This window comes from Solwaraspora sp. WMMA2101 (assembly GCF_049179175.1).
GTDB lineage: Bacteria > Actinomycetota > Actinomycetes > Mycobacteriales > Micromonosporaceae > Micromonospora_E.
The window spans coordinates 543,195-565,312 of the sequence record NZ_JBMHMA010000006.1 but is presented as its reverse complement, the minus strand read 5'-3'; the positions used below and the strand labels follow the sequence as shown (position 1 = coordinate 565,312).

The 22,118-nt window shown below is 70.4% G+C and carries 20 protein-coding genes; 17 read left to right on the top strand and 3 right to left on the bottom strand.

What is annotated here, in order from left to right:
* The first annotated feature begins 223 nt into the window (after positions 1-223).
* The 9 genes from ACN28F_RS03090 to ACN28F_RS03050 all read left to right on the top strand — a co-directional run bounded on the left by ACN28F_RS03090 (position 224) and on the right by ACN28F_RS03050 (position 10,424).
* On the top strand, positions 224-847 hold the full coding sequence (locus tag ACN28F_RS03090; RefSeq protein WP_421356968.1) for a transcriptional regulator: 624 nt from the start codon (positions 224-226) through the stop codon (positions 845-847).
* 164 nt (positions 848-1,011) lie between these two features.
* Positions 1,012-1,539, top strand: a complete 528-nt coding sequence (gene ruvC, locus ACN28F_RS03085; RefSeq protein ID WP_421356967.1) for a crossover junction endodeoxyribonuclease RuvC — start codon at positions 1,012-1,014, stop codon at positions 1,537-1,539.
* On the top strand, positions 1,536-2,138 hold the full coding sequence (gene ruvA, locus ACN28F_RS03080; protein ID WP_421356966.1) for a Holliday junction branch migration protein RuvA: 603 nt from the start codon (positions 1,536-1,538) through the stop codon (positions 2,136-2,138). The genes ruvC and ruvA overlap by 4 nt, the downstream gene beginning before the upstream one ends.
* Positions 2,139-2,157: 19 nt before the next feature.
* Positions 2,158-3,249, top strand: coding sequence for a Holliday junction branch migration DNA helicase RuvB (ruvB, locus tag ACN28F_RS03075; protein ID WP_289206607.1), 1,092 nt, complete (start codon positions 2,158-2,160; stop codon positions 3,247-3,249).
* Positions 3,250-3,395: 146 nt separating this feature from the next.
* Positions 3,396-3,743 carry a preprotein translocase subunit YajC gene (gene yajC, locus ACN28F_RS03070; RefSeq protein ID WP_289206606.1) on the top strand — a complete coding sequence of 116 codons (348 nt, stop codon included), beginning with the start codon at positions 3,396-3,398 and terminating at the stop codon, positions 3,741-3,743.
* Between the two features lie 184 nt (positions 3,744-3,927).
* The gene (secD, locus tag ACN28F_RS03065; protein WP_289206605.1) at positions 3,928-5,826 is read left to right on the top strand and encodes a protein translocase subunit SecD; all 1,899 of its coding nucleotides are present in this window, start codon (positions 3,928-3,930) and stop codon (positions 5,824-5,826) included.
* 1 nt (position 5,827) lies between these two features.
* On the top strand, positions 5,828-7,039 hold the full coding sequence (secF, locus tag ACN28F_RS03060; RefSeq protein WP_289206604.1) for a protein translocase subunit SecF: 1,212 nt from the start codon (positions 5,828-5,830) through the stop codon (positions 7,037-7,039).
* Between the two features lie 126 nt (positions 7,040-7,165).
* Positions 7,166-7,729, top strand: coding sequence for an adenine phosphoribosyltransferase (locus ACN28F_RS03055; RefSeq protein WP_421356965.1), 564 nt, complete (start codon positions 7,166-7,168; stop codon positions 7,727-7,729).
* Between the two features lie 175 nt (positions 7,730-7,904).
* Entirely contained in the window at positions 7,905-10,424 is a 2,520-nt protein-coding gene (locus ACN28F_RS03050; protein WP_289206602.1) for a RelA/SpoT family protein, read from the top strand.
* Positions 10,425-10,574: 150 nt separating this feature from the next.
* Here ACN28F_RS03050 and ACN28F_RS03045 read toward each other — a convergent pair whose 3' ends face one another.
* Both ACN28F_RS03045 and ACN28F_RS03040 read right to left on the bottom strand, forming a co-directional pair.
* On the bottom strand, positions 10,575-11,402 hold the full coding sequence (locus ACN28F_RS03045; protein WP_289206601.1) for a peptidylprolyl isomerase: 828 nt from the start codon (positions 11,400-11,402) through the stop codon (positions 10,575-10,577).
* Positions 11,403-11,446: 44 nt separating this feature from the next.
* The gene (locus ACN28F_RS03040) at positions 11,447-12,361 is read right to left on the bottom strand and encodes a peptidylprolyl isomerase (protein ID WP_289206600.1); all 915 of its coding nucleotides are present in this window, start codon (positions 12,359-12,361) and stop codon (positions 11,447-11,449) included.
* A gap of 293 nt (positions 12,362-12,654) precedes the next feature.
* On the opposite strand from ACN28F_RS03040, the gene ACN28F_RS03035 reads away from it, so the two are divergent.
* The 8 genes from ACN28F_RS03035 (at position 12,655) to urtE (ending at position 20,852) form a co-directional block, all read left to right on the top strand.
* Positions 12,655-13,371 (top strand): MBL fold metallo-hydrolase, encoded by a 717-nt coding sequence (locus ACN28F_RS03035; protein ID WP_289206599.1) that lies wholly within the window; start codon positions 12,655-12,657, stop codon positions 13,369-13,371.
* A gap of 14 nt (positions 13,372-13,385) precedes the next feature.
* Positions 13,386-14,747: a histidine--tRNA ligase gene (hisS, locus tag ACN28F_RS03030; protein ID WP_421356964.1), complete on the top strand. Its 1,362-nt coding sequence runs from the start codon at positions 13,386-13,388 to the stop codon at positions 14,745-14,747.
* Positions 14,748-14,890: 143 nt separating this feature from the next.
* On the top strand, positions 14,891-15,808 hold the full coding sequence (locus ACN28F_RS03025; protein ID WP_289211003.1) for an acyl-ACP desaturase: 918 nt from the start codon (positions 14,891-14,893) through the stop codon (positions 15,806-15,808).
* A gap of 196 nt (positions 15,809-16,004) precedes the next feature.
* Positions 16,005-17,228, top strand: a complete 1,224-nt coding sequence (urtA, locus tag ACN28F_RS03020; protein WP_421356963.1) for an urea ABC transporter substrate-binding protein — start codon at positions 16,005-16,007, stop codon at positions 17,226-17,228.
* A gap of 33 nt (positions 17,229-17,261) precedes the next feature.
* The gene (urtB, locus tag ACN28F_RS03015; RefSeq protein WP_289206596.1) at positions 17,262-18,137 is read left to right on the top strand and encodes an urea ABC transporter permease subunit UrtB; all 876 of its coding nucleotides are present in this window, start codon (positions 17,262-17,264) and stop codon (positions 18,135-18,137) included.
* On the top strand, positions 18,134-19,351 hold the full coding sequence (urtC, locus tag ACN28F_RS03010; RefSeq protein WP_289206595.1) for an urea ABC transporter permease subunit UrtC: 1,218 nt from the start codon (positions 18,134-18,136) through the stop codon (positions 19,349-19,351). Before urtB ends, urtC begins: the two co-directional genes overlap by 4 nt.
* Complete coding sequence (gene urtD / locus ACN28F_RS03005; RefSeq protein WP_421356962.1) at positions 19,348-20,154, top strand: urea ABC transporter ATP-binding protein UrtD; 807 nt, start codon at positions 19,348-19,350, stop codon at positions 20,152-20,154. The genes urtC and urtD overlap by 4 nt, the downstream gene beginning before the upstream one ends.
* 5 nt (positions 20,155-20,159) lie before the next feature.
* Complete coding sequence (gene urtE, locus ACN28F_RS03000) at positions 20,160-20,852, top strand: urea ABC transporter ATP-binding subunit UrtE (protein ID WP_421361234.1); 693 nt, start codon at positions 20,160-20,162, stop codon at positions 20,850-20,852.
* A 10-nt stretch (positions 20,853-20,862) separates the two neighbouring features.
* On the opposite strand, the gene ACN28F_RS02995 is transcribed toward urtE, so the two are convergent.
* A complete protein-coding gene (locus tag ACN28F_RS02995; RefSeq protein WP_421356961.1) occupies positions 20,863-22,095 on the bottom strand; it encodes an MFS transporter in 1,233 nt (410 codons plus the stop codon).
* Positions 22,096-22,118 lie beyond the last annotated feature (23 nt).

Sequence of the window (22,118 nt, the reverse complement as noted above, 5' to 3'; positions counted from 1 at the left end):
GGCGACCCGGCCCGGTCGAGCGCCCGCGGTCCCGCCGGACCGCATCCCCGATCGGGGAATTGGATGGGAGATCCGGGCGGACGCCCCGGGGTCCAGAGCACCGAATGGGCACTCGCCGACTTTTCGAACAGGCGCGACCGACCTGGTGTCGGGTGCATCCGGGGCGGGGTCCGCTAGCGAACCCCCAGGCGAACGGAAGTCGAATCGCTGGGGGTCGGGCCTGGTGCAGGCGGAACACACGTCGGTGGCGGCATGGCACACGGTGGCCCGGATCCGGTCGGCCGCCGACGACCATGACGCTGACCGGATCGCCACGCTGATCGTCGAGCGGATCGCCGCCGACGGGGTCGTACCGACATGGCAGCGGATCTGCCTGCCGCTGCTGGCCGGCACCGGTGCCGGCGACTCCGGTCCGGCGATCGCCGCTGAACACACCCTCTCCGAGGGGATTCGAGCCGGGCTCGACCGCAGTTGCCGTACCCGGGGGCGGGTGCTGATGCCCAGCGGTGCCCTGCTCGCCGCTGTCGAGCGCGAGCAGCACAGCCTCGCGTTGCACGCGATCGCGGCCGGGCTGCGCGAACGCGGGTACGACTGCCTGCTGCTCGGCGCGGCGCTGCCGTGGACCGCGTTGACCGACGCGGTCCGGCGCTGGCAGCCGCGTACCGTGATCGTCTGGGCTCAGACGACGGTGACCGCGCGGACCGCGCCGCTGGTCCGGCTTGGCCGGGACTTCCCGGCGCTGCGCCGCTGTGCGGCGGGGCCGGGCTGGCCGCACCCGTTGCCGCCGCAGGTGGTCGCGGTCGGGTCGCTGGCCGGCGCGCTACGGGCCGCGCTCGCCAACGGCTGACTCCTCGCCAACGGGGCTGACTCGCCGACGGGGCTGACGCGCCGAGTGCGCAACGGTCTGCCCGGGCGTGTCGACAGGCGTGTCGGGTCGATCATCCCCGTGGGCCGTTCGTTAGGGTGTCGAACACACGTACGTGTCGACGCGGCGGTTCGGGGAGGAGCAGTGTGCGGGTGCTCGGGGTCGACCCTGGACTGACCAGGTGCGGGGTCGGCGTGGTGGAAGGCGTGCCGGGGCGGCCGTGCCGGATGGTCGCCTACCACGTGGTGCAGACCGATCCGGGTGCCGAGTTGCCGGACCGGCTGCTGCTGCTCGACCAGCGGTTGACCGCGCTGGTCGCCGAGCACCGGCCGGACGCCGTGGCGGTGGAGCGGGTGTTCAGCCAGCACAACGTGCGTACCGTGATGGGCACCGCACAGGCCAGCGCGGTGGCGATCCTGGCCGGCGCGCGGGCCGGGCTGCCGGTGCGGACCTACACCCCGAGTGAGGTGAAGGCGGCGGTGACCGGGTCCGGCCAGGCCGACAAGGCGCAGATGACGGCGATGGTCACCCGGCTGCTGCGGCTGGACAGCCCGCCGCGCCCGGCCGACGCCGCCGACGCCCTGGCCCTGGCGATCTGCCACGTCTGGCGAGGTGGTACGCATGACCGGCTGGCCGCCGCACAGCGGGCGGCCCGGACCGGAGGGAACCGATGATCGCGAGTCTGCGCGGGGTGGTGCTGGCGGTCGCGCCGGACAGCGCGGTGATCGAGGTCGGCGGAGTGGGCCTGTCCGTCCACTGCGCGCCCGGCACCCTGGCCAACCTGCGGACCGGTGAGCAGGCCCGGCTGGCCACCAGCCTGGTGGTCCGGGAGGACTCGCTCACCTTGTACGGCTTCGCCGACGACGCCGAGAAGCAGCTGTTCGAGCTGCTGCAGACGGCCAGCGGGGTCGGCCCCCGGCTGGCCCAGGCGGTGCTGTCGGTGCTCACCCCGGACGCGGTCCGCTCGGCGATCGCGAACGCCGACACGGCGGCGTTGACCCGGGTGCCCGGCATCGGCAAAAAGGGCGCGGAGCGGCTGGTGCTGGAGTTGCGCGACCGGATCGGCCCGGTGCCGGTCGGTGCCGACGGCGCTGCCGGGGTGACCCGGGGCTCCTGGCCGGAGCAGGTGCGTCAGGGCCTGATCGGGCTGGGCTGGACGGCGGGTCAGGCCGATCAGGCGGTCGCGGCGGTGGCCGAGAGTCTCGACGGACCGCCGCCGCCGGTGCCGGTGCTGCTCAAACAGGCGATCCGGCTGCTGGGCAGGACCCGGTGAGCGACGAGGGTAGGAGCAGGTGAGCGAGGAGGTCGACGGGCTGGTGTCGGCGTACGCCAGCGACGCCGAACGCGACGCCGAGGTCAGCGTCCGACCGCGCCGGCTGGCCGAGTTCATCGCCCAGCACCGGGTCCGTGACCAGCTGGACCTGCTGTTGAAGGGGGCGATGGGCCGGGGTACGCCGCCGGACCACATCCTGCTCAGCGGGCCGCCGGGGCTGGGCAAGACGACGCTGGCCAACATCGTCGCGGCCGAGCTGGGTGCGGGGATCCGGGTGACCAGCGGCCCGGCGATCGAGCGTTCCGGTGACCTGGCCGCGATCCTGACCAGCCTGGCCGAGGGCGACGTGCTCTTCATCGACGAGATCCACCGGATCGCCAAGCCGGCGGAAGAGCTGCTCTACAGCGCGATGGAGGACTTCCGGGTCGACGTGGTGGTCGGCAAGGGGCCGGGTGCGACGGCGATCCCGCTGGACGTGGAGCCGTTCACCCTGGTCGGCGCGACCACCCGGGCGGGCCTGTTGACCGGTCCGATGCGGGACCGGTTCGGGTTCGTCGCGCATCTGGACTTCTACGAGCCGGCCGAGCTGGAGGTGCTGCTGCGCCGGTCCGCCGGCATCCTGTCGGTGCCGATCACCCCGGACGGCGCGGTGGAGATCGCCGGCCGGTCGCGGGGGACGCCCCGGATCGCGAACCGGCTGCTGCGCCGGGTCCGCGACTACGCCGAGGTCCGTGGGGCCGGGGTGGTCGACCGGGAGACGGCGCGGGCGGCGTTGACCGTGTACGACGTCGACGAGCTCGGTCTGGACCGACTGGACCGGGCGGTGCTGGGCGCGCTGATCGGCTCGTTCGGTGGCGGCCCGGTCGGGTTGTCGACCCTGGCGGTGGCGGTGGGGGAGCAGCCGGACACCGTCGAGGAGGTGTGCGAGCCGTTCCTGGTGCGCGCGGGGCTGCTGGCCCGTACGCCGAGGGGGCGGGTGGCGACCGAGGCGGCGTGGCGTCATCTGGGCCGGGTGCCACCGCCGGGTGCGCTCGGCGGGCCTGGCTCCGGGACCGGATCCACCCGTGGCACCGTGGCGGATAAGCCGGATTTATTCAACTTTGAGGCTTAGATTATCTCGTGATCTGAACGTGATCAGTGCCGCGCGCTGGGTTCTCAGTCACACCGACTAGACTCGCCGCGGTCTGTACGGCACGTGAGATCCTGCCTCCGCAGAGCGTACCGGCCCTGCGGGTGGCTGACGGAAAGGTTGTTGTTGTGCTCTTGGCACAAGACGGCGCTGCTGGCGGCGCCAGCTTCATGCCGATTCTGATGATCGCCCTGCTCTTCGGCGTCATGTACTTCATGATGATCCGGCCACAGCAGAAGCGCCGCAAGGAAGCCGAGCAGATGCAGTCGTCGATCGGCCCCGGCGACGAGGTGGTCACGATCGGCGGCCTGTACGGCACCGTCTCGAGCATGGACGACGAGACCGTGATGCTGGAGGTGTCGCCCGGCGTGCACGCCCGGTACGCCCGACCGGCGATCGCCCGCGTCGTGCAGAAGACCGACACGCCGGCGGTGACCGAGTCGGTCACGCCGGACGAGGTGCCGACCAAGGATTGACCCACCCCGGGTCAGCACGCTTTCGTTACATCGAAGATACTGATCGTTGTGTTGCCGGTCACGGTCGCCCCGACGGGCGGTCGCCGCCGGTAGGACGACCACCCCACCGCCGCGTCCACCGGTGGCGTCAACCGCTGCCGCCCCGGTGCACAGCGGCCGAACTGCGCAGGGAGACAGGACCGCCGTGGCACCACCTCAGGGACAGATGCGCCCCGGGCGGCAGCTCGCCGCTCTCGGGCTCATCTTCGCCGTCCTCTACCTTCTGGTGTTCTTTGCCGGAGCGAGCGGCAGTTGGCAGGACCGGCTCGAGCCGAAACTCGGCCTTGACCTGATCGGCGGCACCCGGGTCACCCTGGAGGCCACCACCGAGGACGGCAGCGCGCCGCCGGCCGCCTCGCTGGAGCAGGCCCGCGACATCATCGAGAACCGGGTCAATAGCCTCGGCGTGTCCGAGGCGGAGGTGGTGACCGAGGGCGACCGCAACATCGTCGTGTCGCTGCCCGGCCAGAACCGCGACCTTACCGAGATCGGCAACGCCGCTGAGCTGCGCTTCCGCAAGGTGCTCAAGGCGACCGACGGCGGCGAGCCGGCGCAGCCGCAGGCCAGCCCGAGCCCGAGCGAGGCAGCCGAGGGCGGCGAGTCGCCGGCACCGGGCGACTCCCCGTCGCCGGACCCGGCGGCGTCCCCCGAGGCCGAGGCCGAGGCCAGCCCGTCGGCCGGCGGCGAGGGCGGAATGGCCCAGCCGGACCCGAGCGCGTCGCCCGACCCCAGCCCCAGCGCCGAGACCAGCCCGTCGGCGACGCCGGCCCCCGACGCCACCGACGACGGCCCGGCCGACCTGGCCGCCGTCCAGGCCAAGGTGGGCGAGGGCGCCTGGTCCGCCGCGACCGGCCTGCAGGCCCCGGCCGACTTCAGCGCCGACCCGTCGTTGGCCGACACGCTCGCCCCGTTCAGCGAGCTCACCCCGGCAGAGGTACGGGTGCTGCCGGCCACCGTGCAGTACAACGTGCCGTACGTGACCTGCGACAAGCTGGCGCTGCGCCAGGCCGGCTCGATCCGGGACGAGTCGCAGCAGGTCGTCGCCTGCGAAGGACTGATCAAGTACTTCCTCGACGAGGCCAAGGTGGTCGGCACCGACGTCAGCGACGCCAGTGGCGTGGTGGACCAGACCACCGGCCAGTGGGTGGTCAGCCTCAACTTCACCGGCTCCGGGCAGCGGGCCTGGACCGAGCTGACCCGCGAGGCGTTCAACAACACCGACCAGCAGTGCGAGGCCAGCGCGCTCGGTCAGGACGGCAAGTGCCGGGTCGCGGTCGTACTCGACAACGAGGTGATCTCCTCACCGGAGATCCAGGGCGTGCTCACCGGCGACTCGCAGATCACCGGTGACTTCACCGGCGCCACCGCCAACGAGCTGGCCAGCAACCTGCGCTACGGTGCCCTGCCGCTGACCTTCGAGCCGCAGGAGGCGCAGAGCATCTCCGCCACGTTGGGCACCGAACACCTGCGGGCCGGCCTGCTGGCCGCCGGCATCGGCATGCTGCTGGTCGCGGTCTACTCGTTCTTCTACTACCGGATGCTCGGCATCGTCATCTTCCTCAGCCTGATCCTGTCGGCGCTGCTGGTCTTCGGCGCGCTGGTGGTGCTCGGCCGGCAGATCGGCTTCACCCTCACCCTGGCCGGCATCGCCGGTCTGATCGTCTCGCTGGGTGTGGCGGCCGACTCGTTCGTGCTGTACTTCGAACGCCTCAAGGACGAGATACGCGAGGGCAGGAGCCCGCGCAGCGCCGTACCCCGGGCCTGGATCCGGGCCCGGCGGACGATCATCTCGGCCAACGCGATCACCCTGATGGCCGCCGTGGTGCTCTACATCGTCTCGGTCGGTACGGTGAAGGGCTTCGCCTTCGCCCTCGGCCTCGCCACCGTCCTCGACCTGGTCGTGGTCTTCCTCTTCCGGCACCCGATCATGTCCATGCTGGCCCGGACCAAGGCGTTCCTGTCGCCCCGGGTCAGTGGCCTCGGCCGCGCGGTGAAGACCGAGGACGAGACCCCGATCCGCAACCCGCGCGTCAAGGAGGCCTGAGATGAGCAGCGGATTCGCTGGACGCCTCTACCGGGGCGAGGCCAATCTCCCGATCATTCCGCGGCGCAACACCTGGTTCACGATCGCCGCAGTCCTCCTCGTGCTGGCGATCGCCAGCGTCGCGATCCGGGGCTTCAACCTCGGCATCGACTTCCGGGGCGGCAACGAGTTCCAGGTGCCGTCGAGCGTCGGCACCCTGCTGGAGGCCGAGGACGCCCTCGACGCCGAACTCGCCGAGCTGGACACCGCCGAGCCACTGGAAGTTGTCTCCGGTCAGGAGGTCGGCGGCACCACCTACCTGTTCCGCACCGGCGAGCTCGACTCCGCGCAGACCGAGGCGTTCAAGCAGGGGCTGGCCGAGCGGCTCGGTATCGAGCAGGACGCGATCAGCGACAGCCGGGTCAGCGGTGCCTGGGGTGGCCAGGTCACCCAGCGGGCGCTGCTGGGCCTGCTGGTCTTCATGGTGCTGGTCACCATCTACCTGGTGCTGCGCTTCGAGGCGCGGATGGCGATCGCGGCGGTCATCGGCCTGGTGATCGACCTGGTGCTGACCGCCGGCATCTACTCGGCGTCCGGCTTCGAGGTCACCCCGTCGACGATCATCGGGTTCCTGACGATCCTCGGCTTCGCGCTGTACGACGTCGTCGTGGTCTTCGACAAGATCCAGGAGAACACCCGGGGCGTCACCGGCGGCAGCAACCAGACCTACGGGGAGGCGGCGAACCTCGCTGTCAACCAGACCCTGATGCGGTCGATCAACACCTCGATCGTGGCGCTGCTGCCGGTCGGTGGTCTGCTGTTCATCGGGGCCGGTCTGCTCGGCGCCGGCACGCTCAAGGACCTGGGTCTGGTGCTCTTCGTCGGTATGGGCGCGGCCTTCTTCGTCTCGATCTTCGTTTCCTCGCCGCTGGTGACGGTGTTCAAGGAGCAGGAGCCCAAGTACAAGCTGCACGCCCAGCGGGTGCAGGCCAAGCGGGCCTCGTTGGCCGAGCGCGGGCCGGCCCGTCGGACCGCCGCGCGTACCGAGGCGGCCACCGGGGAAGAGGCGGCCGTCGCCGACACCGCCACCGACGCCCAGGCCGACGAGGCGCTCGCCGGTGCCGCGCCCAAGGCCGGTGCGAGGCCCGCCGGCAAGCGTCAGTCCGGCGGCCGGGGCGGTCGCCCGGGTGGCGGCGGGAACCGGAAGCGACCCAGCGGCGCGAAGCGTCGCTGACGTATCAGAGGTAGCGACAGACGTATCAGAGGTAGTCATATCGGCCGGTACGGGCACACCAGTGGATCCCGCAAGGTTGCCCGTACCGCCCACCACGCGGGACGATCCGTGAGGAAAGGGACGCAGGTGACGCAGACCCCTTCGGCTGTCATCGGGGACAGCGGACCCGAGGCTGCCGCACTGGTGGCCAGCCGAGTGCTCGACGTACCCGATTTTCCCAAGCCCGGCATCGTGTTCAAGGACCTGATGCCGCTGTTCGCCGACGGTCCGGTCTTCCGTGAGGTGATCGACGGCATCATCGCCCACCACGGGGCGGAATCGTTCGACGTGGTCGCCGGCATCGAGGCGCGCGGCTTCGTGCTCGCCGCGGCGATCGCCTACGCCACCGGCACCGGCGTGGTGCCGGTCCGTAAGGCCGGCAAACTGCCCCGCGCGTCCTTCGCCGCCGCGTACGCGTTGGAGTACGGCGAAGCGGTCCTGGAGGTGCACCAGGACGCCTTCACCGCCGGCCAGCGGGTCCTGGTCGTCGACGACGTGCTCGCCACCGGCGGGACCGCCGGGGCGACTCTCGACCTGGTGGAGCGCGCCGGCGGTACGGTGTCCGGCTTCACCGTACTGTTGGAGCTGGGGTTCCTGGCCGGTCGGGAACGGCTGGCACCCCGTCCGGTGCACGCGCTGTGGCGGGTGTGACCTTCCCCCGCGTACGGTGATCCGTTCGTCACGACCGGCCCGGCTGGCGGGCGTGGCACAGGCCGGACGGGTAATATTGCGGTCCCTGTCAGTCAGGGGCGGTTCCCCCTGGCTAGCGCGGCAGCGGTCCGGCCGGATACGGTCGGCTCACATCCGGCAGAGGTGAGGGAGGCCGGTGTCCTACGACGTCACCCCTTCCGTGGAGGGCACTGTGCAGCCGACTGGCGAGGTCGACCCGACTTCGGGCATGGCCAATGGCGCGGCGACGCCGCCGGTGACGCCGGGCAACGGGGCGGCTCCGACCGCGCACGGCGCGGCCACCGGTAGCGGCGCGGCCGCCGGCCCGAACGGACACCCGGTGGAGGCCGTCAACGGCGTCGGTGCGGGTGTCCCGGCCAGTGCGGCGGCGGAGCCGGTCGGTAACGGGTTCGGCTTCTCCGGCGCGCCGACCGGGCGGCGGGTGCGGGCCCGGCTGGCCAGGTTCAACGCGCCCTGGCAGACGCCGCACATTCCCGAGGTGCTGGAGCCGTTGATCGCCACGCACCGGCAGAGTCACCCGAAGGCGGACCCGAAGGACCTGCAGCGCGCGTTCGACGTCGCCTCGAAGTGGCACTCCGGGCAGTTCCGCAAGTCCGGGGACCCGTACATCACCCATCCGCTGGCGGTCGCGACGATCCTCGCGAACCTCGGCATGGACACCACGACCCTGGTCGCCGCGCTGCTGCACGACACGATCGAGGACACCGGCTACCCGCTGGAGCAGATGCGGGTGGACTTCGGCGGCGAGGTCGCATTGCTGGTGGACGGGGTGACAAAGCTCGACCGGGTCAAACTCGGCGACGCGGCCAAGGCCGAGACGATCCGCAAGATGGTCGTGGCGATGGCGAAGGACCCGCGGGTTCTGGTGATCAAGCTGGCCGACCGGCTGCACAACATGCGCACCCTGACCTTCCTGCCCAAGGCCAAGCAGGAGCAGAAGGCCAAGGAGACGTTGGAGATCCTGGCGCCGCTGGCCCACCGGCTGGGCATGAACACGGTCAAGTGGGAGCTGGAGGATCTGGCCTTCGGCACGCTGTTCCCGAAGCGGTACGAGGAGATCAACCGGCTGATCGGCGAGCACCAGCCGCAGCGGGACACCCAGCTGCGCAAGGTGACTCAGAAGGTCCAGGTCGACCTGCGGGCCGCCAAGATCAAGGCGGAGGTGACCGGCCGCCCGAAGCACCTCTACTCGATCTACCAGAAGATGATCGTGCGCGGGCGCGACTTCAACGACATCTACGACCTCGTCGGCGTACGCATCCTGGTCGACACGGTCCGGGACTGCTACGCCGCCCTCGGTGTGATCCACGCGAACTGGCAGCCGGTTCCCGGCCGGTTCAAGGACTACATCGCGATGCCGAAGTTCAACATGTACCAGTCGCTGCACACCACGGTCATCGGGCCGACCGGCAAGCCGGTCGAGATGCAGATCCGCACGTACGCGATGCACCGCACCGCCGAGTTCGGCATCGCCGCGCACTGGAAGTACAAGGAGCTCAAGGGCGCGACCGTCGTCGGCCCGCCGGCCCACATCGACGAGATGACCTGGCTACGGCAGCTGCTGGACTGGCAGCGGGAGGCGAGCGACCCGAGCGAGTTCCTCGACGCGCTGCGTTTCGACCTGTCCAGCCAGGAGGTGTACGTCTTCACCCCCAAGGGTGACGTCATCCCGTTGCCGACCGGGTCGACCCCGGTCGACTTCGCCTACGCGGTGCACACCGAGGTCGGGCACAAGTGCATCGGGGCCCGGGTCAACGGCAAACTGGTGCCGCTGGAGTCGACCCTGTCCAACGGCGACGTGATCGAGATCTTCACGTCGAAGTCGGCGACCGCCGGCCCCACCCAGGACTGGCTGGGCTTCGTCAAGAGCCCCCGCGCCCGCACCAAGATCAGGCAGTACTTCAACAAGGAACGCCGCGAAGAGGCGATCGAGACCGGCAAGGACGCGATCGCCAAGGCGATGCGCAAGCAGGGCGTGCCGCTGCAGCGGATGCTCACCACCGACTCGCTGATGGCGATCGCCCGCGACCTGCACCTGGCGGACGTGGCGTCGCTCTACGCCGCCGTCGGTGACAGCCAGGTCTCGGCACAGTCGGTCGTCCAGCGGCTGATGGCCAGCCTTGGTGGTGAGGAAGGGGCTGCGGAGGACCTCGCCGAGACGGCGGTGCCGACCCGGCCGCACCGGATCCGCCACTCCGGTACCGACCCCGGCGTGGTCGTCCGAGGGGTCGACGACGTCTGGATCAAGCTGGCCCGCTGCTGCACTCCGGTGCCGCCGGACACGGTGTTCGGCTTCGTCACCCGCTCCGGCGGGGTGAGCGTGCACCGCGACGACTGCGTCAACGCCGAGGACCTGCGGGTGCAGGAGGAGCGGCTGGTCGAGGTCACCTGGAGACTGACCTCGGCGTCGACGTTCCTGGTCGCCATCCAGGTGGAGGCGCTGGACCGGCACAAGCTGCTGGCCGACGTGACCCGGGTGCTCTCCGAGGAACGGGTGAACATTCTCTCCGCGACGGTCACCACCACCCGGGACCGGGTGGCGGTCAGCCGGTTCTCCTTCGAGATGGCCGACCCGAAGCACCTGGGCCACCTGCTCAACGCGGTCCGCAAGGTCGACGGGGTGTTCGACGCCTACCGGGTCACCTCCGGTTCCTGAGCCGGACTGCCCCGCCCCGACCCCCGCTGCCGGTTCCCGGCCCGCATCCGGTTGCACGCACCACACGTGATCGGGTCCGGTTCCCGCGTCGGTACACCGACGCGGGAACCGGACCCGATGGTCCGCAGGCTTACCGCTACCGCAGCGAGGTCACTGCGGTTCGCTGACGGTCAAGCTGTTGATCAGGATGTCGTTGTTGGGGTGACCGCCGCCGGGGGACGGGTCGAACGCGCCGTCGTGTCCGGCCTCGGTCGCTTCCTGGATCACCTCGAGACCCTCGGTGACCTGACCGACGATCGTGTAGTCGGGGCTCAGTTCGACATCCTGGTAGATGAAGAAGAACTGGCTGCCGTTGGTGTCCGGGCCGCTGTTCGCCATCGCCATCACCCCGGCCGGGTAGGGGGGCCGGTCGTCGATCGGCAGGTTCTCGTTGGCGTACTGGTAGGTCGGTCCGCCGGTGCCGTCGCTGTCCCGGTATCCCTCCCCGGTGGCGCTCGGGTCGCCGCACTGCAGCATCCCCGGGAACATCCGGTGGCACTTGGTGTTGTCCCAGAACTGGTTGCTCGCCAGGTGGCTGAAGCTGGCCGCCGTGCACGGCACCTCGGCCAGGTTCATGGTCACCTGGATCTCACCGAAGTTGGTGTCCAGCGTCATCACCTGGGTGCCGGAGTCCGGTGGGGTGGTGGTCGGCGGCAGCCCCACGTCCTTGACGGTGGGGGTGCGCTGCTCGGCGGGGATCTCGTTCCACACACAGGTGGTGGCGGCCGGGTCGCCCTCGGCCTGCGGAGTCTCGGTCTCGTCGTCGCCGAGGCTGGCGACCAGCCACACCGTGCCGGCCACGACGAGCAGCAGGGCGACACCGGCACCGATACCGGCCTGCAACTGGCGGCGCTTGCGGGCAGCCGCAGCGCGCTCGGCCATCTCCTTCTCGAGGCGGGCCCGAGCAGCGGCCCGCTGCCGCTCCCTGGTCGACGTCACGGTGGTCCTCCTGGAATCGGGTTATCTGGTGCTGACTGTCGTCGTCAGGACGCGGTGCTGGCCGACGGTTCCGGCTCGGGACTGGCCGACGGCGACGGTTCCGCGCTGGCTGACGGCGATGGCTCCTCGACCGGCTCGCCGACGGTCAGGCTCTGGATGACGACATCGGTCTCCGGCTTCACCTGCGCTCCGCTGCCGTTGTCCACTCGGGGGAGCGCCCCGATCTGGTCGACCGTGGCCATGCCGGCGGTGACCTTACCGATGATCGGGTAGCTGGGGAACTCGGTGGTGAAGTCCCTGAAGAAAATCTTGAACTGGCTGCCGTTGGTGCCCTGCGGCACGCCGACCGCGACCACCGTACCGGCCGGGTAGAGCGGCGGCTGGTCCGCCGGGTCCACGGCCGGGTCCGCCGACGGGTCGACCTGCGGTGCGACCGGCACGTTCTCGCTGAAGTACGAGTACGTCGGCCCGCCCTGCCCGGTGCCGCTGGGGTCGCCGCAGAGGATGGCACCCTCGTCGGTGATCTCGTGGCAGGTGGTGTCGTCGAAGAAGTTGCGGCTGGCGAGGTGGGCGAAGTTGGCGGCCGCGCAGGGGGCGGCGGACAGGTTGAGCTCCACGGTGATCGGCTCACCGACGCTGGTGGTGATCGTCATCGGTTGGACGCCGCGGTTCGGCGGGTTGACGGACTCGGGCGTCCCGACGTCGGTCAGGTTGCTGTTGGCCGCCGGGTCCTGCGGCGTCCAGGTGCAGGTGCTGCCCGCCTCCGTGGTGGTCTCCGGCTCGCGGTCGAAGGCACCGAGGGCCCACGCCGAACCGGCGGTGATCACCAGCACCGCGAGGCCGGCACCCAACCCGGCGCGGATCCGCCGCTTGCGCCGCGCGCTGGCGGCACGCCGGGCCATCTGCCGGTCGAGCTTCGCCCGCGCCAACTTGCGCTGCCGGTCCCTGCTGGAAGCCACCCGTGCTCCCCTTTCGTGTTCGTCCCCGCGTCCAGTGGCGGGCGCGCCGGATCCGGGCGCCTTTGCGGTGCGCCACGCCACATGCCCGCCAGAGTGTACGGGTATCCGCTGGGAAATTGTTGTATGAGGTCCGCTCCGTATCCAATCGGAGATCATCATTGTGACGGATGCGTCTGCCGGGGTGTGCGCCGGCCCGGCAGGTGTGCCACCGCACGACCGGTGCCACCGACCGTTAGGCTCGGCCACGGCGCTGCCCGACCTGTCGTGCGGGCAGGCCGGGAGGAGGCAGGGGCGTGCTCATCACTGGTTTCCCGGCGCAGGCGTTCGGCACCAACTGTTACCTGGTGGCGACCGGGCCGGGCGAGCAGTGCGTCGTCGTCGACCCCGGCATCGGCGTACTGGACCAGTTGGAGCAGGCGTTGGCCGAGTACCGGTTGCAGCCGGCCGCCGTGCTGCTCACCCACGGCCATCTCGACCACACCTTCTCGGTGGCGCCGGTCTGCGGGGCACGGGGTATCACCGCGTACGTCCATCCGGGCGACCGGGAGATGCTCGCCGACCCGACCAAGGGCCTGTCGGCCGATCTGACCGCGATGTTCGGCGGTCGGCTGCCGTACAGCGAACCCGACGACGTGGCCGAACTGACCGACGGCGCGACGCTGCTGCTCGCCGGTCTGGAGATCAGCGTCGACCACGCCCCCGGCCATACCGGTGGGTCGGTGCTGTTCCGGCTGCCCGGCGCCGGCTCGCCCTGGGAGGCCGAGCAGGTCTGCCTCTCCGGCGACGTGCTGTTCGCCGGTTCGATCGGCCGCACCGACCTGCCCGGCGGCAGCATGCCGGCGATGATGACCAGCCTGCGCGACAAGATCCTGCCGTTGGCCGACGACACCGTGGTGCTGCCCGGCCACGGCCCGGCCACCACCATCGGTCAGGAGCGCGTGAGTAACCCCTACCTGCACGAGGCCGCCGGCGGCGACATCGCCGCGCCGGCCCGCCGTACCGGACTGTGACAAGGACGCACCTGATGAGCAAGCCCAGGCCGATCTCCGGCTTTCCGGAGTGGCTGCCCCCGCAGCGGATGATCGAGCAGTACGTGATCGACCGGCTGCGCCGTACCTTCGAGCTGTACGGGTTCGCCCCGCTGGAGACCCGCGCGGTCGAGCCGCTGGACCAGCTGCTGCGCAAGGGGGAGACCTCGAAGGAGGTCTACCTGCTGCGTCGACTGCAGGCCGATCCGGATGCGCAGACCGGTGACGACGCCCTCGGGCTGCACTTCGACCTGACCGTGCCGTTCGCCCGCTATGTGCTGGAGAACGCCGGCAAGCTGCAGTTCCCGTTCCGCCGCTACCAGATCCAGAAGGTGTGGCGCGGCGAACGGCCACAGGAGGGTCGCTACCGCGAGTTCCTGCAGGCCGACATCGACATCGTCGACCGCGACGAGCTGGCCCCGCACCACGAGGCCGAGCTTCCGTTGATCATCGGTGACGCGCTGGCGAGTCTGCCGATCCCGCCGGTGCGCATTCAGGTCAACAACCGCAAGGTCTGCGAAGGCTTCTACCGGGGGATCGGGTTGACCGATCCGGACGCCGCGCTGCGGGCGATCGACCGGCTGGACCGGTTCGGCCCGCAGCGGGTGGCCGAGCTGCTGATGAGTACGGCCGGTGCCAGTGAGAGCCAGGCCAAGGCCTGCCTGTCGCTGGCGGAGATCTCGGCGCCGGACGCCTCGATCGACGACGCGGTGCGCGGGCTCGGCGTCGAGCACCCGCTGCTCGACGAAGGGCTGGCCGAGCTGGTCGCGGTGCTGCAGACCGCGGCCGCGCACTCGCCCGGCCTGTGCGTCGCCGATCTGCGCATCGCCCGCGGCCTCGACTACTACACCGGCACGGTCTACGAGACCCAGCTGCAGGGGTACGAGCGGTTCGGCTCGATCTGCTCGGGTGGCCGCTACGACGATCTCGCCTCGGCCGGGGCGGACCGCTTTCCCGGGGTCGGCATCTCGATCGGCGTGTCCCGACTGCTGGGGCTGCTGTTCGGTGCCGACGCGCTGTCGATCTCCCGGCCGGTGCCGACCTGTGTGCTGGTGGCGCTGCCATCCGAGGCCGACCGGCCGGCCGGCAACCGGGTGGCCGACGCGCTGCGCCGGCGGGGGATCGCCACCGAGGTGTCGCCGTCGGCGGCCAAGTTCGGCAAGCAGATCCGGTACGCCGAGCGTCGGGGTGTCCCGTACGTCTGGTTCCTCGGGGTGGCCGGCGAGCCGGACAGCGTCAAGGACATCCGGTCGGGGGAGCAGGTCGCGGCGGCGGCCGACGCCTGGCTGCCGGCCTCCGGCGACCTCGTACCGGAGGTCTCCGGGTCGGTACCGACGGCCTCCGGTTCGGCGACATAGCGGACAATCGGCCTTGATAGCCGCGATCCGTCGGGGAGAAGTGGCGGCGACGGCAGCAAATAACCTACGGTTGCGTAAGTTACGTAGCCGTAGGTTGTTGTCGTGTTGGGAGAAAGTCGTTGACCGTCGCCGCCACCGCCCCGATGTCCCAGACCGCGCTGCTCATCGAGCTCGAACCGGTGGTCGCCGACAACCTCAACCGCCACCTCGGCCTGGCCAAGGAATGGTTCCCGCACGAGTACGTGCCGTGGAGTGAGGGACGCACCTTCGACGGACTGCTCGGCGGCGAGGCGTGGTCGCCGGAGGACTCGCAGATCCCCGACATCGCCCGGACCGCGCTGATCGTCAACCTGCTGACCGAGGACAATCTGCCGTCGTACCACCACGAGATCGCCTCCCTGTTCGGTCGCGACGGCGCCTGGGGCACCTGGGTGCACCGGTGGACCGCCGAGGAGGGCCGGCACGGCATCGCCATCCGGGACTACCTGACCGTGACCCGGGCCGTCGACCCGGTGGCGTTGGAGCGGGCCCGGATGGAGCACATGTCCAACGGGTACGCCAACGTCCACGGCGACGAGGTGCTGCACTCGCTGGCGTACGTGTCGTTCCAGGAGCTGGCGACCCGGATCTCGCACCGCAACACCGGCAAGGCCACCGGTGACCCGCACTGCGAGCGGCTGCTCGCCCGGGTCGCCGCCGACGAGAACCTGCACATGATGTTCTACCGCAACCTGCTCGGCGCGGCGTTCGAGCTGGCGCCGAGCCAGGCGATGCGGGCGGTCGCCGACGTGGTCGCCGACTTCCAGATGCCCGGTGCCGGGATCGACGGCTTCGCCCGCAAGTCGGTGGCGATCGCCCTGGCCGGCATCTACGACCTGCGCCAGCACCGCGACGAGGTGCTCGCGCCGGTGCTGCGCCAGTGGGACATCTGGAACGTCACCGGCCTGGACGCCGACGGCGAGGCGGCCCGGGAGCAGCTGGCCGCGCAGATGGACCAGTTGGAGACCGCCGCCGCGCGGTTCGAGGCCCGCCGCGAGGAGCGCCGCGCCCGCGGCCGCTGACCTGCGGGTACGGCCCGCCCGTCGACCACCAGGCAACAGCCCAGCGTGCTGGCACGCAGCGTACGGCCCGCCTCACCGAACGTTCAGGTTCGCGGTGAGGCGGGCTTAACGCGTTGGAAATCGATACGTCGAGATTCGTGAAACTCCGCCTCCCTACGTTTCGTGGCACCCACAACTTCGGCTGAAGGGGAGTTGGATGCCACGACGCTTCCGGGGCGGCCTCGCCGCACTCTGTATATTGTCGACATTGGTCGCCGCGACCGCCTGCGCTGAGGACCCCACGTCCTCGGGTGGCGGCGCTGACTCCGACACCATCAAGGTCGGCATCCTGCACTCGCTGAGCGGCACCATGGCCATCAGCGAGGTCACCGTACGCGATGCAGAGTTGCTCGCGATCGAGGAGATCAACGCCGCCGGCGGCGTACTGGGCAAGCAGATCGAACCCGTCGTCGAGGACGGTGCCTCGGACTGGCCCACGTTCGCGGAGAAGGCGCAGAAACTCATATCCCAGGACAAGGTCGCCACCGTCTTCGGTGGTTGGACGTCGGCCTCGCGCAAGGCGATGCTGCCGGTCTTCGAGCGCAACAAGGCGCTGCTGTGGTACCCGGTGCAGTACGAAGGGCTGGAGAGCTCGCCGTACATCTTCTACACCGGAGCGACCACCAACCAGCAGATCGTGCCCGGCCTGGACTACCTCAAGGAGCAGGGCCACCAGACGATCTTCCTGGTCGGCAGCGACTACGTCTTCCCGCGCACCGCGAACAAGATCATCAAGGCGTACGCCGAGGCCAACGGGATGCAGGTCGTCGGCGAGGAGTACACCCCGCTGGGCCACACCGAGTACAGCACCGTGGTCAACAAACTCCAGCAGGCCAAGCCCGACGCGGTCTTCAACACCCTCAACGGCGACAGCAACGTCGCCTTCTTCAAGCAGCTGACCAGCGCCGGCATCACCGCCGACGCGATGCCGACCGTCTCGGTCAGCGTCGCCGAGGAGGAGGTCGTCGGCATCGGCCCGGAGAACGTCGCCGGACACCTGGTGGCCTGGAACTACTACCAGACCACCGAAGGCGAACGGAACACCGCCTTCGTCGAGGCGTTCAAGGCCAAGTACGGCGCCGAGAAGGTCACCTCCGACCCGATGGAGGCCGGCTACAACGCCGTCTACCTGTGGGCCGCCGCCGTCGAGGCCGCCGGTACCACCGAGGTCGAAGCCGTCAAGGAAGCCGCCGGCGGGATCAGCATCGACGCTCCCGAAGGCAAGGTCACCATCGACGGCGACAACCAGCACGTCTACAAGACGGCCCGGATCGGCGTGGTGCAGCCCGACGGCCAGATCCAGGAGGTGTGGAACTCCGGTGAACCCATCAAGCCGGATCCGTACCTGACCGGCTACGACTGGGCCGAGGGCCTGTCCTGACCGGTCGGTAGCAAGCGGAGGGAGGTGCCCGCCATGGCGGTACTCAACCAACTGGTCATCGGCGCGAGCATCGGAGCGGTGCTGCTCCTGATCGCGCTGGGCCTGACGTTCACCTTCGGTCAGATGGGCGTCATCAACATGGCCCACGGGGAGTTCATCCTGGCGGGCGCCTACACCGCGTACATGATGCAGGGGCTGGTCGGGGCGCAGGCCGTCCCGGCCGCCCTGCCGGTCGCGTTCCTCATCGCCGGCACCATGGGCCTTATCCTGGAGCGCCTGGTGATCCGGCGCTTCTACGGCCGGCCCCTGGACACCCTGCTGCTCACCTTCGGCGTCAGCCTGATCCTGCAGCAGCTCGCCCGCGACATCTTCGGCGCGCCGAACGTTCAGGTCACCGCGCCCGGCTGGCTCACCGGCGGGATCGACGTGGCCGGCGTACGGCTGCCGTACAACCGGATCTTCATCATGGTCCTCGCGGTCGCCTGCGTGGTGGCGATCTCGCTCTACCTGAGCAAACTCTCGTACGGCCGACGGATGCGGGCGGTGATGCAGAACCGCCAACTCGCGGCGGTGACCGGCGTGGCCACCCACCGGGTCGACCAGCTCACCTTCTTCATCGGCTCCGGCCTGGCCGGCGTCGCCGGGGTGGCCTTGACCCTGATCGGCCCGGTCGGTCCGTCGCTGGGCACCTACTACATCGTGGACGCCTTCCTCGTCGTCGTGGCCGGGGGACTCGGGCAGCTGCGCGGCGCGGTCATCGCCGCGATCGCCCTCGGCGTCATCAACAGCTATGTCGAGTTCTGGACCGATGCCAGCCTCGCCAAGGTGGTGGTCTTCGCGGTGATCGTGGCCTTCCTCCAGTTCCGTCCACAGGGCATGTTCGTCCTCCGTTCCCGGGCGCTGACATGAGCGCGGCCCGGACGACCGGTGCCGCCACGCGGCCGGCGGCCCGCTTCACCGCCGGCCCGGCCGCCCGCTGGCCCGGCCCGGCCGTCTTCGTCACCGTCGGCGTCGTGCTGCTGGTCGTCGCGCCGCTGGCGCTCAGCCCGTTCCGGCTGGACCTGCTGGCCAAGTACCTCTGCTACGCCATCGTCGCGGTCGGTATCTACCTGGCCTGGGGACGCGGCGGCATGCTCACCCTCGGCCAGGGCGTCTTCTTCGGCCTCGGCGGCTACGCCATGGGCATGTACCTCAAGCTCTCCGACGCAGGCGAGGGCAACCTGCCCGACTTCATGGTGTGGAGCGGGGTGGAGACGCTGCCGGCGATCTGGGCGCCGTTCCGCAACCCGTTCTTCGCCCTGGCCATGGTGGTCGTCCTGCCGACCGCCGTGGCACTGATCCTCGGCACCCTGGTGTTCCGGCAACGGGTCCGCGGCGCCTACTTCGCCGTACTGTCCCAGGCCCTGGCTGCCGCGTTCGTGATCCTGCTGGTCGGCCAGCAGGGCCTCACCGGCGGCACCAACGGCCTGACCAACGTCCAGTTCTTCTTCGGCCTCGACCTGTACGACCCGACGCAGAAACGGATCGTCTACTACGTCTGCGTCGGTGCGCTCGGCCTGGTGTTCCTGGCCGCCTGGCAGCTCACCCACTCCCGGTTCGGCAAGCTGCTGGTCGCGATCCGCGACGGCGAGGACCGGGTCCGGTTCCTCGGCTACGACCCGGCCGTGGTCAAGACCCTGGTGTACGCCCTGTCGGCGGCGATGGCCGGGATCGCCGGCGCGTTGTTCGTGCCGGTGGTCGGCATCCTCGGCCCGGCCGACCTGGGTGTGGTGCCGTCGATCGAGATGCTGGTCGCGGTCGCCATCGGCGGGCGGTTCTCGCTGGTCGGCGCGGTCGGCGGAGCGATCCTGTTCAACTACGGCAGTACGGTGCTCAGCGAGCAGTGGCCGTCGGGCTGGCTCTACCTGCTCGGTGGCCTGTTCATCGCGGTGATGATGTGGGCACCCCGGGGACTGGCCGGGCTGCTCGCCGACGGCTGGTCGGCGGTACGGCACCGCTGGCCCGGCCGACCCACCGGCGACCCACCGGGTGCGGCCCCGGTCTCGCCGGCGGCCGGCGACCCGGTGACACCAGCGCAGACACAGCCGGCGGCGACCGCCTCGGTCGGAGGTGACCAGCGGTGAGCGGCAAACTGGAGGTCCGCGACCTGAACGTGGTCTTCGACGGGTTCCGGGCGGTCACCGACCTGAGCCTCACGGTCGAGCCGGGTGAACTGCGGTTCCTGATCGGACCGAACGGTGCCGGCAAGACCACCCTGATCGACGTCGTCACCGGTCGGACCCGGCCCGCCTCCGGGTCGGTGCGATTCAACGGTCAGGAGCTGGTCGGCCGGCGCGAACACCAGATCGTCCGGCTCGGCATCGGCCGTACCTTCCAGACGTCGGTGGTGTTCGAGCAGCTCACCGTCCTGGAGAACCTCGACCTGGCGGCCAGTTTCCGCCGGCGGATGGTCGGCCTGCTGCGCCGCCGCCGGGGCGTGTCCGACGAGGTGTCCCGGGCGTTGGAGACCACCGGACTGGCCGACCTCGCGTTCGCCCCGGCCGGGGTGCTGTCCCACGGTCAACGGCAGTGGCTGGAGATCGGCATGCTGATCGTGCAGCAGCCCAGCCTGCTGCTGCTCGACGAACCGGTGGCCGGGATGAGCCGCAGCGAACGGGACCGCACCGGCGAGCTGCTGCGCGAGGTCGCCAAGGACCACACCGTGATGGTGATCGAGCACGACATGGAGTTCCTGCGCCGCTTCGCCAGCACCGTCACCGTGCTGCACGAGGGCACCCTGCTCTGCGAGGGCACCGTCGCGCAGGTGCAGGCCGACCCCCGGGTGCAACAGGTCTACCTCGGGCGCAGCCGGGAGGAGCCCGACGAACCCGCCGCGTCGCCGGCCGTAGCGCAGGGATCCCCGATCGTCCAGGAGGCGTCGTCGTGAGTGCAATGTTGACCGTCGAGTCACTCGACGTCGCGTACGGCCGGGCCCAGGTGCTCTTCGGGGTCGACCTGCAGGCCCCGGCCGGTGCGCTGGTCTGTGTGATGGGGCGCAACGGGGTCGGCAAGACCACGCTGCTGAAGGCGATCACCGGGGTGCTGCCGGTGCGCGCCGGCCGGGTCACCTTCGAAGGCCGCGACATCACCAAACTCCGTACGCACGAGCGGGTGCGGCTCGGGCTGGGCTACGTGCCGCAGGGCCACGAGACGTTCCCGCAGTTGACCGTCGCGGAGAACCTGCAGGTGACGATCGAGGCGGCCGGCACCGACAAGGCGGCCCTGGACGAGGCGCTCGACCTGTTCCCGGCGCTGCGCGGTCTGCTGCGCCGGCGGGCCGGGTTCCTCTCCGGCGGCCAGCAGCAGCAGTTGGCGATCGCCCGCGCCCTGGTCACCCGGCCGAAGATGCTGCTGCTCGACGAGCCGACCGAAGGCATCCAGCCGTCCATCATCGTCGAGATCGAGGAGGCAATCGAACGGCTGCACTCCGAGGCCGGGCTGGCGATCCTGCTGGTCGAGCAGTACCTCGAACTGGCGCTGCGGCTGGCCGACCAGTTCGTCATCCTCGACGCCGGCGAGGTGGTCCGGGCCGGCGACAAGGAGGACCTGCGCGACGAATCGGTCCGCCAACTGCTGTCGGTCTGACCTACGTTCTTCAGGTCGCCGCGTCGCGTTCGGCGGCGTCGATAGCGGCGTCGGTGACCCAGAACATGCCGACCAGCAGGCTGAGCGCCAACCCGCCCATGATCGCGAACACCGCGCGGAGACCGAACACCTCGGCCAACAGCCCGCCGGTGCCGGCACCCAGCGGCATGCTGCCCCAGGCGAGCATCCGATACCCGCTGTTGACCCGGCCCAACAGCCGGTCCGGGGTGATCCGCTGGCGCAGCGACACCGTAATCACGTTCCAGGTGGCGACCAGGAGGCCGCCGCCGAAGAAGACCGCGCCGAGCACGACCGCGTTGGTGCTCAGCGCCGGCGCGCCAACCAGACCGGCACACGCGACCACTGACACCGACAGAGCCCGAGCCCGGCCGAGCCGGCGCTCGATCCGTGCGGCGACCAGCGAGCCGAGCACGATACCGGCGGCGACCGTGGTCAGCAGCAAGCCGTAGGTGGGCTCGGTCAGCCCCATCGCCGACCCGGGGCCGACCGCGTAGAGCACCAGCACCCCGAAGACGGCGTTGGTGGTGAAGTTGCTGACGCCGACCATCACCGCGAGGGTGCGTAGCAGCCGGTGCCGCCAGAGGAAGCCCAGCCCTTCGGCGATCTCGGCGCGCATCGTGGTGGAGGTGGCCCGTTCGACCCGGAAGCGGCCACCCACCAGCAGCAGCGTCGCGACGGCAGCGGCCCACAGCCCGGCCGGCCCGGCCACGGCGACGGCCGCGCCGGCGGCGACCAGGAACCCGGCCAGTGGCGGACCGATGAACTGGTTGGCGGTCATCTCGGCGGCGTGCAGCCGCCCGTTCGCCCGGGGCAGCAGGGTGCGCGGCACCAACTGCGGCAGGATCGACTGGGCCGAGGTGTCGTAGGGGGTCTCGGCGACGCCGACGCTGAACGCCATGACGTAGAGCAGCCAGATCGAGCCGAGGTCGAGCACCATGGTCAGGGCCATCGTGCCGGCCACCCCGGCGCGGAAGGCGTTGGCGGCGAGCATCACCCGGCGCCGGTCGAGCCGGTCGACGAGCGCGCCGACCGGCAGCGCGAAGAGCAACCAGGGTAGGGAGAACGCCACCGCGACGCCGGCCACCAGCGCAGGCGAGGTCGTGTAGCCGATCGCGACCAGCGGCAGCCCGATCTTCACGATCCCGTCGGCGAGGTTGGAGACCACCGATGCCGACCACAACTGCCAGAACCGCACCCCGAGGCGCTGCGGTTCGATACTCACCGGGTCGATGATGGCAGTAGCCG